Below are 18,722 nucleotides of genomic sequence, written 5' to 3'. Positions count from 1 at the left end.
CTGGCGCACACCAATCGAGATCTTCCTGCTTAATCTGCGTCACTAAATTCGTTCAAGTTATTTCTTGCAATCTGCCATTCCAAGAAAATTATTGAGGAGAGACTACTAAATATTATTGGAATCTGCTTACAGGAATTTAGTCCTTAATCAAAAATAAGCTATGAACGTTATTGGGTGTTCATAGCTTATTTTTTGTGGGGGTTATTTATTTTCTTGGGCTTCTTTGTATCTTTCCATCTCATGCCAACAATAATTGATCGCTTTCGCGTAATCAAGTCCAGTACGATTGTAGATATTAGTAGGTAAATCATAACCATAATAGATACATAGGTTATCTATAGTATCAGTAGCATCCCCGGCGACTCTGAAGGGGTCTGCTAAATCATCGATCTTTTTCTTAGACAAGTTAATGCCTTGTTTTTCTAAGAAAAAGTTTGACGCATTGAATGTAATCAACCTGCTAACATCATTAAATATTGATTGTATCTCGTCTTTGTAAGATTCAAATGGCTTTTCACTATATGTATTCTCAGGCTTGATACCATTTAACTCAGAGTACCACCAATCTACAAGCTTGGTATTAAATGTATGATTGAATAATACATTATCGTTAGTGTCCATGATAGTAAGCCTGACTATTTCATCTAGAGCTGCAGGTCCAGTAAGATCTACCCAATATACTAGTTCTCTATTCTTCATTGCAAATCACCTCGACTGGCATCATAACTCTGTGGCGTATTAATAGGCTGCTTTCTGTTATTAATTTGCCTTTTAATCCTGTAAAGAGTAGATTTTGAAAGGTGAAATTTTAATTCCGTTGCAGTATAGGTATGTGTTTGCAAGTAAGCATATGCTTGGCGATATTTAGGCGTGATAACGCGTTTTTGACGCCCACCTTTATTTAAGGACAATTGGTGCTTGTCCTTCTTAATTAGCTTAGAAGTGCGTTTCAGGCGCAAATAATGTAGATAGTCAAGGTGGGCTAACTGTGATGCAAGGATCCAATCACTGCTATCACTATCATCACTAAGATACATATCTTCTGATTGAATAGTAATACCTGTGTCCTCAACGATATACATCAGGCAACAAAGCTCTCGTACATTGCTGTATAAGCAAGTTAGGGTGGGGACGACTAAGATATCCCCCTCTTGAGCAATGGTTGTAAGGAATTTAAAGAGCTGATACCTTTCTTTGTTGTTATTACTCCTAAAAACGTCAGCAAAGCAATGATCGTAGGGAATATCCATACTTAATAAGATTTTTGCTTGGCATTTAAAGCTATCTTGTTTGCTAACTTCATCTTTTAGCCAGCCAGAAACATAGCCATACTTTGTCATAGTAATGGTCACTCCTTACTGTAGAACTAATGAAGTTCTAAATAAAAAGTCTGTTCAATCTCAAAAAAAGTTGAACAGGCTGTGTGAGTAAAGCAGTAGGAATAATATCAGAAATTAGTGATAAGGAATATATTATTTTATTCTCACTGTCGTAAAAAAGTGCAGGTTTAGGTGCAATTTTGAAGAAATAGGGTGACACTTAAGGTGATAAATTAACACTAATTTAAGCATAAAAATTAGACATAAATTTTTAAAGAAGAAATAGTGCAAGAAAGTGATGCCTTTTTAACACTTTTAACTGCACCATGCTTAATCCTTACTGCCTGTAGGGATTAGGACTGTTATTGTAGTTGAATTTAAGAATTTTAGTGTAACTAATAAAAATGCTATAAATGTTGTCATATCAAGTATAAGAGATTAAAAGTGCAGAAGTGCAACTTCTTAAGTCAATCTTTTTATATTGATAAAATTTAAGAGAAAATAAAGAGTAAAAAGATAATGAATAGGGGTGAAAATAGTAATTAAACTAATATATATAGTCTTTGACTGAATATTTGTACTTTTACACTTAGCAAGAAGGGCTAATCATCTTTATAATTCTCACTACAACATCAATAGCCCAAATAAAAAGGGGCTAGTGGAATTATCCATTTTCAACTTGGTTCTTAATGCGTTGGAGTGTAGAAACAGAAATGTCAAAAGCCCTAGCTGTATCTTTGTAGGTGTGATCCATGAGGTAGTCATATGCCGCTTGATAGTGAGGTGTAATCAATCTTTTTGGACGACCTTCATGGTAGTCCCTCTTATGCAGTTTAGCATAACGTTTCCCCTCTTGAGTGCGATCAACTATCATGTCACGTTCCATTTCTGCGACTGCAAGAAGAATAGTTTTAACCAGCTTACCAATTGTAGAGTTTTCAAGTATGCCTATGTTGAGTACATTAAATTTAATGCCTTTGCTCATTAATGGATCAAGTACATTTAACGCTTCTCTAGTATTTCTAGCTAATCTATCAAGCTTGGTTACTGTAATAGTATCACCATTTCTTACTTTATTAGTTAGTTCCTCAAACTTAGGCCTATTTGTTGTCGTGCCAGTAAATTTCTCAGAATAAATATTACTTTTATCTATACCTATTTCCATTAATTGACTTACTTGATCGTTAAGGCTTTGCCCTTTAGTCGATACTCTGGCATATCCATATTCAGTCATTTCTATTAATCCCTTTTCTGAATAAACTTTATGACCACAGGATAACTCCGTTGTTTAGGGATTGGAAGTCTTGTTCAAATACTCAAAAGTTGATGAACATTACTGACGTTTGTTTAAAAAATAAAAACCGTTCTTCTTGCTTGAAGAACGGAAATTATTGTCTTAAGAAAAACTTAATAAATTTTTTGCACGATATTTTGCTTTTTATCACAAGCTGAAAACCCCATAATAACAGCCTGTATCGCATTTCTTAATTATTATTATATAATTAATGAGATAAATAGTCAAGCAAAAGCTATTTACTTTTCGAACTGGTGGGTTATTATATAAATAACAATAATTATTTAATAATTATTGCAAAATAAAAAAGGTTTCAGAAATCGCCGGGCAGCAAAATCTGAAAACCTTAACCTTCTATTCAGCAAAACTGAAAAAGAGTATAAATATATCCACTTACCACTGTATATATTTACACGTACTTTTATTATAACCTTTATTATAGATAAAGGCAAGTTTAGTATGCTCTTTTTCAGTTTGCTGTTTAGACGAAACTGGAGAGGAGTTTTTCTATTGGCAAAAATTAAAAAGAAAAATGGCATTATGTATTGGCCTAGCACACCTAGTTTCTTGCTAATGGCAGAACAATTGCATTTAACGCCAGAGTTTAATCAGCGACCAGAAGATGTTGAAGAGGAACCAGAAAGGATCAAATTATTGCCTCCACAATTTCTTTCAACATTAATAGCAAGTGGTCCTTATGAGGGCTATCAAAAAGAACGTCTTAATTTTACTGGAAATGGCATTTACCAGTACGTGAAATGTACAGTACGAAACGTAGCACAGATTGATGTCCATTCCTTGTTGCCAACAATGGCTTACCAATTAGGATTGCTAGATGATAAGCATGAAAAAATGTTCTTGGAAAAGAAAAAGATTGAAGCGGATCCTGACTATCCTACCGATAAACGTTTAGTTGTAAAAAGGAAAAGGCTTAAACATGAATTAAATAAATACTGTTCGACAATTGGTGAGACGAAAGTAGAACACAGTATCAACCGCTATAAGGCTATGTATAGTGGCATGAATATGGTCTTCGACATGCTGAATTACTGGGGCCTATCAAACGTAATTAATTGTGTTAATGATGGGTTCATTGTCACTAATTATAGTGATGAAAAGTTCGAACGGTTTAAAGAAAAGTATTGCAAGAAAATTAAGTATCTAACGTTTTCCGTTAAGCAATATGATTTTTGCCTTGTAAAGAATGACCTTGAATACCTTCTTATCAATAACGATGATGAATACAAATGCCGTAATCATGAGTTTGATATGAAGAGTGCTTATCGAAGATTAACAGGTCATTCATTAAACGATGAAACAGTTAGCTGTGACGAAAAAGCATTGTTGGAAGCAGAACGGATTGAAAAAGGGGCAATTAAAGTATGCAAGGAACTATTTTTAAAGACAACAAATTAAACGGTAATGTAAAAGTACTACATAAGATTTCAAAAAAATTAGATGAAATTTTAGAGGAAGCTGGCTTTGCAGATATTCACAGTAAGACGCCTAAAGAGTACTATTATACTTTTTCAGTTGACAAAAAGAATAGTGAGGGTGTCAAGTCTTATATTAATGAATTCACCAAAGCCTCATTATTTAATCAGGTCTTTATTTCTAAATCTAAGCTAGGTGATCGGATTAATTTGTTTGGGCAAACTATTTTGGCAAATGAAATTGATGATGTTGATGAGTTTCTAAAATTACATTCTAATTTTAGCTTGATTGACAGCTTGCCAATCACGATTGCTACTATTACCGACGATAAGATTGAAGAATGGTTGGATAATATTATTGATAAGAATAAAGATAGCCTAACCAAGAATACTTACCTATATAACGAGCTAGCCATGGTGCTACAGATCTGGGCAGTAGAGCATGATATGGATGCTAATAAGTTAACTAAAAAACTCTATAATACGTTGAAATACAATGCCTTAAGGAAGCAAATTATTGCTGAGAAAGTATATAACGATCCACGTTCATTACTTGTTGATAGTCAACTCATGGTATTGAATGATCATCATATTTATACAGCAGAGCCTACTATTGTTAATGGCTTGATTGATCAATTTCTTCCAGACTCAAAGTTTGACAATATTATGAACGCTAGAAAGAATGTTCATGCTCAATTGATGGACTCAAAATTCGAAAATGATAAATTGGATGATGGATTCAAGTCGCCTAATCAATCCATTACCATCCAATCAGATGGCAATATTCAGATTGCGTCGCCATTAGTGGGAAAAATGGAAAACTATGTCAACGTTGATTATATTGACATTGATAAGGATTCTAAGCTTAAAGCTAGCGAAGAATATAAACAAGTTATCCAATTCTTGACGCATATTAGTGGTGGCAAGCTAGAACAACTGTTATATATGCTTGGCTTCATTCCACTGCAAAACACTGGAATCATGGCCAAAGTACGTCGCTTCTTCATTCTGCTAGGAGTTCCAGGAGCAGGGAAAACCGTCTTAGTCAGTTTATTAGAAAAGATTTTTAACAACACACAAAGTAATACTTCAAGTATTTTAACCTCGGAATCAAATGTTAATAAGGCTTTAACAGATCCTAATCTGATCGACGCCAATGACACAAAAAAAGGGCAATTGACGCTATGGTTCGATGATTTTCAGACAGACAGTCAAAATAATGCAATCTCTTCAAAGGCAGGTACAGCCATCAATGGAATCATCAGTGGTAAGACAATGTCTGGGGCCGCCAAATTCCAGCAGTACCATGATGTGAAGTTACCATCATTAATTGTGATTGCTACCAATGCTCTACCACAGATTCGACAGGTGGGTACAGCAGACCGTATGTTTGTCTTTAATTGTAATGCCAAACTATATGATGAGGTTGACATCCCCAATGATGATGCAGCAGCTTGGATTAACAATCCTACGGTTCAAAAAGTAATGTTCTACTTGATCATCAAGTACGCGTCTAAACTTGTTACTATGAGCAAACAAGATTTAGGCTTGATTTTTAGCCAAGAGAATTCTGCTCAAAGTAGTTTGTCAAACATTAATTCATCACTTTTGGAGTTCCTCGAAGCGCAACACATTACGTGCCCGTTTGATCTGATTGGGATGGGGACTAGTAATCTTTTTGAGACCTACAAGAATCATACGCATTTAGTTGCAGCATCATACCGCACATTTAAGGACCAAATTAAATCTCTGGGATTGAAGTTTCAGAGGAAGCATTTTCAAGGAAATTATTATAGTAACGTGATTGTATCTGGTAATAAGGCTCTGGATAATGGAAAAATGAAAGACATGCTCACAAAATATAACGTCCTACCAGATAGATTGTTCAACTATGAAAATACTTCTGATGCATATACTTTACAGCATTGGCATCACAATTTTGCCATTTATCGCGAAGAACTTGGGAAAAATAAACAAATTGCTAAACTTTTTGTTCCGTTTGACTTCAATGATTAGTAGGAGAAAAATAATGGACTATCAAATCAATCAAGCAATTAACGTGAAACAAAAATTATTCTTAAAATATTTTGTCAAGGTAAATGAGATGGGCAATGCTAAACAATTACCAATCAATGTAATTAATGATGATCATTGTATTGTTGGCATGTATTATCCAGTTAATGCTTACGATAAATTGCATAAAGAAATTAGCGAGTTAAAACATGAAATCTTAATTTTGAAAAGCAAGTAGTTAAATAATGAAAATGCAAAGTAAGGATTGATGATAATAATGAATAAGTTACAAGTATTATTTACATCCGAACAATTGAAAAGTATTAGTGATCAAATCACTTTAGCGATAAAGGAACATCAGAAATTAGTTGACGATATAAATGTTAAACCGTATTTGAAATTAAATGAATTTGCCGATTGGACAGGTTTTACTAAGCCTACAATTCGGAAGTTTGTGAAAGCAGGACTGCCTGTTGCTATTGTTGATAATCAAAAAATGTATGGTAAACAGACCTATATTAATTGGCTAAAAACTAAGGAACAATAGTAGGAGAAAATATTCTAAAAAAGAGCCCTGAAAATGGCTCTTTTTTATTACATGCAGGTATATCATGGTAATGAACCACTTGTTACTGTGATGCTTGAGGTAGCAGTAATAGAAGGGTTAAATAATGAAGAAACTAAATAAAATTATATATACGCCTGGTAAGTCAAAGCCTTATTCTTTTCGGTTATATGTTGGAGTAAATGAACTTAATGGCGCTACTATTCATCGGCAGAGATCTTTTAAAACCTATGATGAAGCATTGGATGCTCTAGCAAAAATGAAGAAGGCAATAAAAAAAGGAGAATTTATTCCTGATAATAAAAGGTATAGGTTTTCTGATTTAGTAGATATGTGGTTACCTCAGTATAAAACTACGGTAAAGCCTTCAACTTATACTACCGTCAATCAATTAGTTCACAAGCATATTTTAGGTTCACTGGGTGGATTCTACTTAGATAAATTAACCGTGATTAAATGCCAAACTATTGTTAATCGGTGGTTTGATAGGTATCCTAAGAGCTATCGGCGAATTTTTGCGTATGCTAGAAAAATATTGGATTACGGTTGGCGAATGGAATTGATTAATTCAAATCCAATGGCCAAGGTCATAAAACCAAGGCTTAAAGAAGATCCGCATCCTTTTACAAATTACTATAGTAAGGATGAGCTGTGTTTATTTCTAAATGCCTGCAAGAAATATAATAATCCTATTTACTACACATACTTTCGCTTGTTAGCTTATACGGGCTTAAGACCGAGTGAAGCGCTAGCATTAAAGTGGACTGATATTGATATCTTTAGCCAATCCATTAGTGTCTCGCGAAGCGTTGATACCAAGGAACATAATAAAATTGTCATTGATAAGCCTAAGACAAAATTTAGTATACGGACTATTGATATTGATGATGGTACATTAAAGACCTTAAAGAAATGGCACAATTTTACCAGATCAAACGTGGCTTTTAATAGTGAATATATTTTTTGTAATCCAAAACGTCCAGAAGGGGTCTTTGTTCGTCAAGATGTAAGACGATGGGATTACAACATTGCAGCTGCTAATAAGCTGAGATACATTAGTCCACATGGCTTTAGACATACTCACGCTAGTATGCTGTTTTCTGCTGGAGTACAGGCAAAAGATGTGCAAGAACGATTGGGACATTCAACAATTAGGACAACTCTTGATCTATATGTGCATCTTGGAAAGCAGCACAAGAAGAAGGCTGTGTCAAAATTTGCAAAATTTATGGCTGAATAAAACTCGGTCGCTGTTTTCGGTCGCTACAATTTGAAAGTGCTCTCCTGCCTATTATGACGGGATTTGTAAGGGATGCAAAATAATTCTTGTATTTCCGACTTTATTGCAAAGAGGTTGTTCATGATGTGGTAGGTCGCGTCAGGACAGCCTCTTTATTTTATATTCACGAATAAGGTAGATTTTATGCATAACTTAATTTTTCTTACAAACTTAGATGGTGCCAGTCTGGATCCCTATGTTCGTCTCAATGAGGCCCAGCTTTTTCATTCTCGGGAGCCTAATCCGGGTTTATTTATTGCGGAGAGTCCCAAGGTAATCGAACGGGCCTTGCGTGCAGGGTACCGGCCAGCTTCCCTCTTGGTCGAGAAGAAGGAGCTGGAACGGGACCTAAGTGACCTTGACCATGAGATGGCCGTTAATAAGACGGGGGGCCTGGGCCAAACGCCAATCTACGTGGCCACTAGTGACCTCCTCCGCCAACTGCCTGGTTATAACCTCTTGCGGGGTGCGCTTGCCGCAATGTATCGTGAACACCGCCCGGACTTGCCCAGCTTCTTGGCAACAATGCCGACCCATCCCCGGATTGCGGTCCTGGAAAGCGTTGTTAATCCCGTCAATATCGGGGCAATCTTTCGCTCTGCGGCGGCGTTGGGAATAGACGGGGTCATCGTAACGAGTGATTCCGCCGACCCGCTTTACCGGCGGGCCTCCCGTGTGGCTATGGGAACGGTTTTCCAGGTGCCATGGACTTACGTTGATGCCAAGACCTGGCAATCAAGAGGAATTGACCTCCTTCACCAGCTTGGTTACCAAACGGCAGCGATGGCGTTGCGTCACAATACCGTTGACATTGACGATCCTCAGCTGGGCCGGGTGGATAAACTAGCCATTATCCTTGGTTCGGAAGGCCCCGGCCTCAGGGAAAAGACAATTGACCAGAGTGACTTTACAATTAAGATTCCGATGGCCCCAGGCGTTGATTCTTTAAACGTTGCGGCCGCTTCGGCCCTCGCCTTCTGGGAACTAGGAAACCGATGAACCACTATTAGAAGCCTGCTGTATCACTGATATGGCAGGATTTTTATTTATTAGGGGAGCAAAACTTTGTACTGGCAAAGCAATCTAGGCTACACTGGACCTAATCAGATAAGATTCAGGAGGGATTAGCAATGAAGAAGTATGACGAGATATTAATTGGGTCCGGCCCGGCCGCCTACAAAACGGCCAACCTGTTGGCTAACACCAATCACCAAGTGTTGGTCATTGAGGGGTTTGAATACGGTGGCACCTGCCCTAACTACGGCTGTGAGCCGAAGATTTTCCTCGAAGGGGCGGCCCGGACCGTCCTCCAATCTCAGCAACTCCTTGGTCACGGCATCAGCCAGCCCGCTACATTGGACTGGCAGGCCCTGATGCAGACCAAGCTCAACCGCTTTGATCCCTGGCCAGCTGAAACCCGGGAGATTATAAAGAAAAGCCACGACGTTGAGGATGGTTACGCCCACTTCGTTGATAACCACACCGTGATGGTCAATGGTCACCAGTATCAGGCTGATCATATTATCATCGCCACCGGGCAGACACCCAACATTCTGGATATTCCCGGCAAGGAGTACCTCCACACTAACTATGACCTCCTTTCACTCAAGAAGCTTCCCCAGCGGGTCACGGTCATTGGGGCGGGCTTTGTCGGCCTTGAATTGGCAACACTGGTTGCGGCAGCGGGCGCTGATGTTACCATCATTGTTCACTCTGACCGGGTCCTGCGCGAATTCACCGCTGCCGAAGACAAGACACTTGTCAAGGCAATGCAGGAGCGGGGAATCAAGTTTATCTTCAATGCTAATACCCAGGCGGTCCAGAAAACTTCGGATGGCCTGACAGTTGCCACCGACCAGGGGCCGGTCCCAACCGACTACGTCCTTGATGCGACGGGGCGCCGCCCGAACGTTGACAAACTAGCTTTGGAGAACACGGGAATAGAGTACGACCGTCACGGAATCCACGTTGACGGGCACATGATGACCACCGTCGACGGGGTTTACGCTATCGGGGATGTGGTGAGCCGTAAGCAGCCTAAGTTAACACCGGTGGCTGAGTTTGAGGGGCAATACCTCTTTGACTACCTCACCGGGGAGACTAAACAGGCGATTGTCTACCCAACAATTGGCCAGGCGGCCTTCACCTTCCCTGAAGTTGCCCGGGCCGGGGTAAACGCCGATGAGGTTGCTGACGATGCTGGCTACCAGGTCAAAACGGTTCCCCTCAAATACGGGAGCTTATACGCCGGGCAAAATGACCAGGTCAGCGCCTTGACGCTGGTGTTTAAGGACCAGCGGCTGGTTGGTGCCAGTGAAGTCGGTGATTATGCAGCCGATGATATTAATAACTTTCTGCCAATCATTGGGCTAGAGGTTACCGGCGCGGAATACCGGGAAAAGGTGATGGCAATCTATCCGACCCTGGGTGACAAGGTAGCGGGGTTGCTACCATAACTAAAGAGGTTAACAAATGGAAAATATCTTAGAGAAATTACAAACTGAAAACGAACTATCACAGGACGCTCTAGATGAGATTAAAGAAGATTTGTCCCGGTTCAACCGTCCCCAGTTCACCCAGGCCTTAGAACACCTGCGTCGCCTTCCTGGCAATGCCGCAAAGTACGGTGTCAACGCAACTAAAGCCTCACCGTCACCTTTGTTGGGGAAGCAAATTGCCTTTCTGGGCAGCTCGGTGACCTTTGGCTACGGCGCGCTGGGCGAATCATTTGTGGACTACCTGGTCAAGAAGGATGGCGTAGTGGCGATTAAAGAAGCTGTCTCGGGAACCACACTGGTGGATAAGGATACCTACTTTCCCCATGACTCCTATGTTGCGCGCCTGCAAAAGATTGACCGGTCAGCAGAGTTAGATGCTTTTGTCCTCCAACTATCCACTAACGACGCCAAGGGAACGGCTGGCCTGCTGGGGAAAGTCAGTCAGGATGGTCATTACGATGTTAAGACCATCACGGGAGCCATCGAGGATATCCTTGACTATGTAAGAAAGACTTGGCACGTGCCGGTTTTTGTTTACACCAACCCCCGTTACGACAACCAGCTTTACGGGCAAATGGTTGACCGCCTCTTTGAGTTACAGGCAAAGTGGCAGTTTAATATCATTGACCTTTACCATGATGAGCAAGTCCCGCACGGCACGGCTTCCCTATACATGGCCGACCAAATTCACCCAACCCGGGCCGGCTACCGGGAGAAATGGTTGCCGATTTTTGAAGAAGCATTGGAAAAGATCGGCTGAAAGACGTTTTGCACAGGTCCATGCATTACATATAGCAAGAGAAGGAATACACCATGAAGTTTGTAATTGCTCCAGATTCATTTAAGGGTGGCTTAACCGCCAAGGAGGCCGCTAAGACGATGGCTACGGGGATCAAGCGCGTCTTTCCAAATGCCGAATACGTCCTCGTCCCGATGGCGGATGGTGGTGAGGGGACGGTCCAATCCCTCGTCGATGCAACGGCCGGTAAGCTGGTCACCGCCCGGGTACATAACCCCCTCAACCAACTAGTCGATGCGTATTACGGCATCCTGGGGGATGGTAAAACAGCGGTAATTGAAATGGCCGCAGCTAGTGGAATTCAGTTCATTAATGACCAAACCGCTAACCCCCTGGTGGCGACAACCTATGGGACCGGTGAGTTGATCCTTGATGCCATTAACCAGGGAGCCAAGAAAATTATCATCGGGATTGGGGGAAGTGCAACCGTTGATGGCGGTGCCGGAATGGCCCAGGCACTGGGGGCCCGTCTCTTAAAGGCTGATGGCCAGCCAATCGGCTTCGGTGGTGGGGCCCTTGCTGACCTCGCCCGGATTGATGTTTCCCAAGTTGACCCGCGAATTGCCCACACCACAATTGCAATTGCCTCTGACGTTACGAACCCGTTAACGGGTCCTGACGGTGCGGCACCCGTCTTTGGCCCGCAAAAGGGTGCCACCCCAGAGATGGTTAAGATTCTTGACAGCAACCTTCACCACTATGCCGCGGTGATTACCCGTGATACCGGCAAGGTGGTTGAGAAGTTTGCCGGTGCTGGGGCGGCTGGTGGCCTGGGCGCTGGCCTGCTGGCATTTACTAATGCCCAGATGCAACACGGTGTTGACCTGGTTATTGCGGCCAGCAGACTCCAAGAAAAGGCTGCCGGCGCGGACTTTGTCTTCACCGGTGAGGGGGAAATTGACTTCCAAACCAAGTTTGGTAAGACCCCGTATGGCGTTGCCAAGGCCTGCAAGGCGGTCGCACCCCAGGCACCGGTGATTGTTCTGGCGGGGAATATTGGTAAGGGTGTTGAGAGCCTCTACACGGCAGACGCAATTGACGCAATCTTTGCTACACCGGCGGGAGCTAAACCCCTCGAACGGGCGTTGGAAGATGCCCCGGTAGACATTGCGCAGACGGCAGAAAATGTTGCCCGGTTGATTAAGGCAAGCAGGCACTAGAAAAAGCGGTCGTTAGTGTTCGATGATTTGAACACTAACGACCGCGTTATAGTATGATTTATATTTACTCAACTAGCCCCGGACGGACTGGCCACCATCAACGATCAATTCTGCACCGTTAACGTACTTGGCTTCGTCACTGGCTAAGAAGAGGACCGGGTAGGCAACGTCTTCTGGATCACCAAGGTGGCCGAGCGGAATCCCTTCAATCAATGAATCAAGCATTTTCTTGTTAAGGGTAAATGCCTGCATCATTGGGGTAACAATCCAGCCGGGCAGGACGGAGTTAACCCGAATATTGTATTTACCGAGGTCGCGGGCAGCTCCCTTGGTAAAGGCACGTGACGCCCCCTTGGAGGCAGTGTAAGGTGAGGCCCCCGCGATCCCTTGCACACTGGCAAGGGAGGAAATGTTGATGATGGAACCACCACCGTTTTCCTTCATTTGGGGAACAACGTGTTTCATCCCCAAAAAGTGGGCCATGGCGTTGGTGTTCATGAACTTGTACCAATCAGCCACGGTGGAGTCAGTGAGCCCGGAAGTGCTATCGGTCACCCCAATCCCGGCGTTGTTTACCAGGATATCAATCTTACCGAACTTCTTAATGCCTTCCTTAACGGCAGCAGCCCAGTCATCTTCTTTGGTAACGTCGAGTTCTAATGGTAAAATAACGTCGCCGTATTGTTTAGATAAAGTTTCGGCCCGCTGGTTGAGGAGCTTAGTATTAATGTCGGTTGCAATCACCTTGGCACCCTCTTTAATAAAGAGCTCTGTTTCAGCAGCTCCCTGCCCGCTAGCTGCCCCAGTAATTAATGCCACTTTATTACTTAGTCGATTTGCCATAAATAAGACCTTCCCTTCATTCTACGGTTAGAAAAACCGAACATATCTATCACATCAGTTTAATTGGTCATTTGTGTGTAAATTGGATTATTTTACTATTAAAAAATATTACAAAATAGGGGCAAAATATTAAGTAATTTGTAACTTTAAAATTATTAATCTGATTAAACTATTGTAATAGGGAGGAGAAAGTTGATGAAAAAGCGTCTATTGATAATTGTCAGCATCCTGGTGGGAATGCTGGTTTCGCCACTGCATGTTGCGGCAGACGGCATCCCAACGGCGGGGCAGCCATCCGTCTTCAACACTCCCGACGATGGTCAACTTTCCACGTATGACGATTCGTCCCAGGCAGTTCGGGCTAGCAAACACCGCCTTTACTTACCCACCAATACACCGACCCCGATTGAAAACTACCGGTGGCCGACGCGTAAGCTAAAGATTTATATGGATACTTCGGACCGGCCTATCCAGCAGGCCTTTAAAGGGGCGGTCAAGGCTTGGAACCGTACCGGGGCTGTGCACATTAAGTGGTGTTCCAGCGAGGGACAAGCCGACATTATTGCCCGTGACGGCTCCCTTTCTAATAATGGGGCCGCTCCAGGGGTTGGCTACGTTTCTGCCCAATTGGGGTCGACGAATACGGAGTATAACCCTGATACACATGCCTTGATTCAAGCCCGATCAACCCTGGATGCCAGCCACCTGGACTACGCCAGTCGTTCTTTTCGGACGGAGGTTGCCGAACACGAATTGGGTCATGCATTGGGGCTAGCCCACGCCCCTGAATACATGCACAGCGTGATGATTCCCCGCAATATCCGGACGGGGATTACGCATAACGACCGCAAGACACTGCGCCAACTATACGACGTTGGAAGGTAGGTGCTGGGCAGGGTATTCCCAAGCAACTGGTTAAATAATTGTGACGGTATTCGCAATTTAGTTACTTTTTATCAATGATATAATAATTTTTTTATAATTGGTTTAACTTACCTAAATGTTATAACAACGCTGTCATTGCCGATTTAATAGGAAATGGTTTGATTGCAGTTAATAAAATTATTCAAAACGGGCTTTAAAAAATTAACTGATTCTGATATCATAATAATTGTGAAAAATATAACATGTCTTTGAGAAGGAGATCTTAGCTTATGAAAGCTGCTGTTATTAATGATCCAGTAGATGGATACGTTACTGTTAAGGATGTTAAGCTTCGTGATTTGAAGCCTGGTGAAGCTTTAGTTGACATGGAATACTGTGGTCTTTGTCACACTGACCTGCACTGTGCTGCCGGTGACTTCGGTAAGAAGCCTGGTCGGATCATTGGTCACGAAGGTGTTGGCCGTGTATCCAAGGTTGCTCCTGGCGTTACTAGTTTGAAGGTTGGGGACCGGGTATCAATCGCTTGGTTCTTCAAGGGCTGTGGCCACTGTGAATACTGCCTGACTGGTCGTGAAACTCTTTGCCGTAACGTCCTGAACGCTGGTTACACTGCCGACGGTGCAATGGCTCAACAATGTATCGTTCCAGCTGACTACGCTGTTAAGGTTCCAGAAGGTCTGGACCCTGTTGAAGCTACTTCCCTGACTTGTGCCGGTGTTACCATGTACAAGGCCCTGAAGGTTGCTGACATCAAGCCTGGTCAATGGGTATCAATCGTTGGTGCTGGTGGCCTTGGTAACCTTGGTATTCAATTTGCCCACAACGTCTTTGGCGCTCACGTTATCGCCGTTGATGGTAACGAAGACAAGCTGAAGGCCGCTAAGGAAAACGGTGCTGAAATCTGCATCAACCGTCACGACAACAACGTTGATGAACAAATTCAAGAAAAGGTTGGCGGTGTTCACGCCGCAGTTGTTACTGCTGTTACTACCGCTGCCTTCGACCAAGCTGTCAACTCCCTTCGTCCAGACGGCCGCTTAGTTGCGGTTGCCCTTCCACAGGGTGACATGAAGCTGAACATCGCTAAGACCGTTCTTGATGGGATTATCGTTGCTGGTTCCTTGGTTGGTACCCGTCAAGACCTGGCTGAATGTTTCCAATTCGGTGCTGAAGGTAAGGTTCACCCAATCGTTCACACCCGGAAGCTTTCTGAAATCAACGACATGATTCAAGAACTGAAGGACAACAAGGTTGTTGGTCGGAACGTTGTTGACTTCTCCCTCGAAAAGTAAGCATCACGCTTAACATCGATTAATCTATAAATAAGAAAACACATAACAGCTACATGGACTGGACTCAGAATGATGGTTGACAGGGCACGGCTCGGCCATTGTTCATGCCCGACGATGTGGTCTGTTATGTGTGACTTTCAAAAGAGACTGGCGTTGCCGGTCTCTTTTTCTTTAAGCGTTAAGCGTTTTGGATGGGAAAAAAGGGTGACTTATGATAAAATAATGGTCAAGATTAGTCAGTAAATGGAGGGTGAACAAATGGAAAATAAGAGCATTTCGGATGTGATTGAAGCATATTTAAAAGAAATTCTCGGCAACTCTGCCCAGATTGAGATTCGTCGGTCAGAGATTGCTAACCATTTTGACGTGGTCCCCTCACAGATTAACTACGTGATTAAGACCCGGTTTACCATTCAGAACGGTTACCTGGTGAAGAGTAAGCGTGGGGGCGGCGGCTACATCCGGATTGAGCGGGTTAATTTACTTGATAACGTTGACGTGTTAAACTCGTTAATCCAAGCAATTGGCGACTCAATTCGTGAACGGGACGCCTTTGCCATTGTCCAGACGCTCTACGACGAAAAGGTAATTACACAGCGGGAAGGGGACCTGATGTTGGTGGCCCTTTCTAAGCAGACCTTAGACGTTGGTAACACGACTGTTGAGGCCCAACTGAGAGCGAGAGTATTGATTTCACTGTTAAACCGGTTACGGTATGAAAGTTAGAAGGGATGATTGCTAATGGATAACATGTTTACCCCAAGTGCCAAACATGTTTTAATGATTGCTCATGAGCAGGCTAAATACTTTAAACACCAAGCAGTAGGAACAGAACACCTTCTATTAGCCCTTGCAATGGACAAGGATGGCATTGCTAACAAAATTTTTGAACAATTCTCAATTACCAGCGACGATATCCGTGAAGAAATTGAACGCCTGATTGGTTATGGCACCCTCGACCAGTTGGGTCCGGCTGACTACCTTCCGTACTCCCCAAAGGCCAAGCAGGTTCTAAACCTTGCCGGCCAAGAGGCTCAGCAGATGCACGCCCTAAAGATTGGGACCGAACACATCCTGCTGGCGCTGATTGCGGACGAGAGTGTCCTGTCATCACGAATTTTGTACAGCCTTGACGTTTTACCTCGTCAGGTTCGTAAAGTAACCCTTCGGCGGCTGGGCGTAGCGGAGAGTCAGCTTCACCAGGCTGGCCGAAACCGGGCTGCGGCTGCCAACCGCAAGAGTGGAACGCCAACCCTCGATAAGTTGGCCCGTGACCTGACTGCCATGGCCCGCGACGATAAGTTGGATCCCGTCGTTGGTAGGAATAAGGAAATCAAACGGACCGAACAGATCCTCAGCCGGCGGACAAAGAACAACCCGGTCCTGATCGGTGAACCAGGGGTTGGTAAGACCGCAATTGCCGAAGGGCTCGCCCAGCGGATGGTCAAGGGCCTGGTCCCGTCCGAACTGGCTAATAAGCGGCTGATGGTTTTGGATATGGGTTCACTGGTTGCCGGAACCAAATACCGTGGTGAATTCGAAAACCGTCTTAAAAAGGTCATCGATGAAATTCAGGCGGACGGCCACGTCATCCTCTTTATTGATGAATTACACACCCTTATCGGGGCCGGTGGTGCTGAGGGAGCGATTGACGCTTCCAATATTCTTAAACCGGCGCTGGCCCGGGGTGAACTCCAAACAATTGGGGCAACGACCCTCGATGAATACCAAAAGTACATTGAATCTGATGCGGCTTTGGAACGGCGGTTTGCAACTGTCCAGGTTGATGAACCAACCCCAGAAGATTCGCTGGCAATTCTGAAGGGCTTACGGCCCCGCTATGAAGCCCACCACCATGCCAAGATCACTGATGATGCGCTGGAGCAGGCCGTTAAACTTTCCGACCGTTATATTTCTGACCGTTTCCTGCCGGATAAGGCAATTGACTTGATGGACGAGTCGGCGGCTATGGTGCGGATCAATGCAGAGGAAAATAAGCAGCACCAGCCATCTTTAGCGGACCAGATCACTGACCTCCAGGCTCAAAAAGAGGACGCAATCGAGGAACAGGACTTTGATAAGGCCGCGGCCTTGCGCGAAAAGGAACTCACCCTTCGTGCTAAGCTGAACCAGCAAGACAACGGTCAGCAGCATTACCGTCTTAAGGTCACTGGCGAAGATGTCGCCAAAATTGTTGCTGAATGGACTGGCGTTCCACTGACGCAGCTTAAACGGAGTGAAAGTGACCGCTTGATTAACCTCGAAAAGGTCCTTCACAAGCGGGTAATTGGCCAAGACGAGGCCGTTGACGCTGTTGCCAAGGCCATCCGGCGGGCCCGGAGCGGCTTGAAGAATCCTAACCGGCCAATTGGCTCCTTCATGTTCCTGGGGCCAACCGGGGTGGGGAAGACTGAACTAGCCAAGGCCCTGGGTGAGGCAATGTTTGGCTCCGAAGATAACATGATCCGAATTGACATGTCCGAGTACATGGAAAAGTACAGCACTAGCCGGTTGATTGGGGCTGCCCCTGGTTACGTTGGTTACGACGAGGGTGGCCAGTTAACCGAGAAGGTTCGTCAGCACCCGTACTCGTTTGTCCTGCTCGATGAAGCAGAAAAGGCGCACCCTGATGTCTTCAACCTCCTCCTGCAGGTCCTGGACGATGGCTACCTGACGGATTCAAAGGGCCGGCGGGTTGACTTCCGCAACACCATCATTATCATGACTTCTAACCTGGGGGCCACCCAGCTCCAGGACGAGAAGGAAGTCGGCTTTGGGGCCAAGGACATCAGTCAAGACTACAACGCAATGGCAGCCGCAATTCGCCAGCAACTGAAGCTCCACTTCCGGCCAGAATTTTTGAACCGGATTGACGAGACGATTATCTTCCATTCCCTGAACAAGAATGAGTTACACCAAATCGTCAAGTTGATGACCAATGAGCTCCGTGACCGGGTAGCAGAACAAGGAATCAAACTCCGGGTTACTCCTGCAGCAGTTGATTTGATTGCAACCGTTGGCTATGACCCCGAATATGGGGCCCGGCCATTACGGCGGGCCATCCAGGATAAGATTGAAGACGACCTCAGCACGGCACTGATTGATGGCCAAATTGCTAGCGGTGACACCGTTACCGTGGGCGCGCACCAGGGTCAGATTACGATCAAAGTTAAGGACAAACAGTCCACAACTCCTAAATTAGTAAAAATTAGTCACTAGGATAATGCCTAAAATCCTTTAATAACGGGGATTTTAGGCATTTTTTGTCGCGGTTTGTAAAATTAAGTTAGAAAAATAAAAAAGTCATTTGTGATAGACTTTTGAATAACCACAAACAAAAGT

The 18,722-nt window shown here is 43.7% G+C and carries 17 protein-coding genes; 13 read left to right on the top strand and 4 right to left on the bottom strand.

From position 1 onward, the window contains the following. Positions 1 to 201 precede the first annotated feature (201 nt). The 3 genes from QOS01_RS09025 to QOS01_RS09015 all read right to left on the bottom strand — a co-directional run bounded on the left by QOS01_RS09025 (position 202) and on the right by QOS01_RS09015 (position 2,553). The gene (locus QOS01_RS09025) at positions 202 to 699 is read right to left on the bottom strand and encodes a hypothetical protein (RefSeq protein WP_283622063.1); all 498 of its coding nucleotides are present in this window, start codon (positions 697 to 699) and stop codon (positions 202 to 204) included. Further along, positions 696 to 1,340: a recombinase family protein gene (locus QOS01_RS09020; RefSeq protein ID WP_283622062.1), complete on the bottom strand. Its 645-nt coding sequence runs from the start codon at positions 1,338 to 1,340 to the stop codon at positions 696 to 698. The genes QOS01_RS09025 and QOS01_RS09020 overlap by 4 nt, the downstream gene beginning before the upstream one ends. A gap of 643 nt (positions 1,341 to 1,983) precedes the next feature. Further along, positions 1,984 to 2,553, bottom strand: a complete 570-nt coding sequence (locus QOS01_RS09015) for a recombinase family protein (protein WP_283622061.1) — start codon at positions 2,551 to 2,553, stop codon at positions 1,984 to 1,986. A 570-nt stretch (positions 2,554 to 3,123) separates the two neighbouring features. On the opposite strand from QOS01_RS09015, the gene QOS01_RS09010 reads away from it, so the two are divergent. The 9 genes from QOS01_RS09010 (at position 3,124) to QOS01_RS08970 (ending at position 12,360) form a co-directional block, all read left to right on the top strand. Then, positions 3,124 to 4,029, top strand: coding sequence for a hypothetical protein (locus tag QOS01_RS09010; protein WP_283622060.1), 906 nt, complete (start codon positions 3,124 to 3,126; stop codon positions 4,027 to 4,029). Beyond that, complete coding sequence (locus QOS01_RS09005; protein WP_283622059.1) at positions 3,996 to 6,062, top strand: hypothetical protein; 2,067 nt, start codon at positions 3,996 to 3,998, stop codon at positions 6,060 to 6,062. Before QOS01_RS09010 ends, QOS01_RS09005 begins: the two co-directional genes overlap by 34 nt. A gap of 13 nt (positions 6,063 to 6,075) precedes the next feature. After that, positions 6,076 to 6,297, top strand: a complete 222-nt coding sequence (locus QOS01_RS09000) for a hypothetical protein (protein ID WP_283622058.1) — start codon at positions 6,076 to 6,078, stop codon at positions 6,295 to 6,297. Positions 6,298 to 6,336: 39 nt separating this feature from the next. Next, positions 6,337 to 6,606: a hypothetical protein gene (locus QOS01_RS08995; RefSeq protein ID WP_283622057.1), complete on the top strand. Its 270-nt coding sequence runs from the start codon at positions 6,337 to 6,339 to the stop codon at positions 6,604 to 6,606. A gap of 124 nt (positions 6,607 to 6,730) precedes the next feature. Further along, positions 6,731 to 7,864, top strand: coding sequence for a tyrosine-type recombinase/integrase (locus QOS01_RS08990; protein WP_283622056.1), 1,134 nt, complete (start codon positions 6,731 to 6,733; stop codon positions 7,862 to 7,864). A gap of 183 nt (positions 7,865 to 8,047) precedes the next feature. Next, positions 8,048 to 8,902: a TrmH family RNA methyltransferase gene (locus QOS01_RS08985; protein ID WP_283622055.1), complete on the top strand. Its 855-nt coding sequence runs from the start codon at positions 8,048 to 8,050 to the stop codon at positions 8,900 to 8,902. Positions 8,903 to 9,033: 131 nt separating this feature from the next. Further along, positions 9,034 to 10,359: a dihydrolipoyl dehydrogenase family protein gene (locus QOS01_RS08980; protein ID WP_283622054.1), complete on the top strand. Its 1,326-nt coding sequence runs from the start codon at positions 9,034 to 9,036 to the stop codon at positions 10,357 to 10,359. A 16-nt stretch (positions 10,360 to 10,375) separates the two neighbouring features. Next, a complete protein-coding gene (locus QOS01_RS08975; RefSeq protein ID WP_283622053.1) occupies positions 10,376 to 11,161 on the top strand; it encodes an SGNH/GDSL hydrolase family protein in 786 nt (261 codons plus the stop codon). Positions 11,162 to 11,214: 53 nt separating this feature from the next. Continuing rightward, positions 11,215 to 12,360 carry a glycerate kinase family protein gene (locus QOS01_RS08970; protein WP_283622052.1) on the top strand — a complete coding sequence of 382 codons (1,146 nt, stop codon included), beginning with the start codon at positions 11,215 to 11,217 and terminating at the stop codon, positions 12,358 to 12,360. 72 nt (positions 12,361 to 12,432) lie between these two features. Here QOS01_RS08970 and QOS01_RS08965 read toward each other — a convergent pair whose 3' ends face one another. Continuing rightward, the gene (locus QOS01_RS08965) at positions 12,433 to 13,203 is read right to left on the bottom strand and encodes an SDR family NAD(P)-dependent oxidoreductase (RefSeq protein ID WP_283622051.1); all 771 of its coding nucleotides are present in this window, start codon (positions 13,201 to 13,203) and stop codon (positions 12,433 to 12,435) included. 195 nt (positions 13,204 to 13,398) lie between these two features. Here QOS01_RS08965 and QOS01_RS08960 point away from each other — a divergent pair, with 195 nt between their 5' ends. From QOS01_RS08960 to QOS01_RS08945, 4 genes are all read left to right on the top strand, one after another. Continuing rightward, a complete protein-coding gene (locus QOS01_RS08960; RefSeq protein ID WP_283622050.1) occupies positions 13,399 to 14,088 on the top strand; it encodes a matrixin family metalloprotease in 690 nt (229 codons plus the stop codon). Between the two features lie 269 nt (positions 14,089 to 14,357). Next, positions 14,358 to 15,380 carry an alcohol dehydrogenase AdhP gene (gene adhP / locus QOS01_RS08955; RefSeq protein WP_283622049.1) on the top strand — a complete coding sequence of 341 codons (1,023 nt, stop codon included), beginning with the start codon at positions 14,358 to 14,360 and terminating at the stop codon, positions 15,378 to 15,380. Positions 15,381 to 15,638: 258 nt separating this feature from the next. Further along, the gene (locus tag QOS01_RS08950) at positions 15,639 to 16,106 is read left to right on the top strand and encodes a CtsR family transcriptional regulator (protein WP_283622048.1); all 468 of its coding nucleotides are present in this window, start codon (positions 15,639 to 15,641) and stop codon (positions 16,104 to 16,106) included. Positions 16,107 to 16,121: 15 nt separating this feature from the next. Then, positions 16,122 to 18,599 carry an ATP-dependent Clp protease ATP-binding subunit gene (locus QOS01_RS08945; protein WP_283622047.1) on the top strand — a complete coding sequence of 826 codons (2,478 nt, stop codon included), beginning with the start codon at positions 16,122 to 16,124 and terminating at the stop codon, positions 18,597 to 18,599. Positions 18,600 to 18,722: the final 123 nt, after the last annotated feature.

Origin of the sequence: Limosilactobacillus avium (assembly GCF_947381485.1) — a bacterium.
Lineage (GTDB): Bacteria > Bacillota > Bacilli > Lactobacillales > Lactobacillaceae > Limosilactobacillus > Limosilactobacillus avium.
Note: the sequence above shows the minus strand (reverse complement) of the source record. Positions and strands in the feature narration are given on the sequence as shown.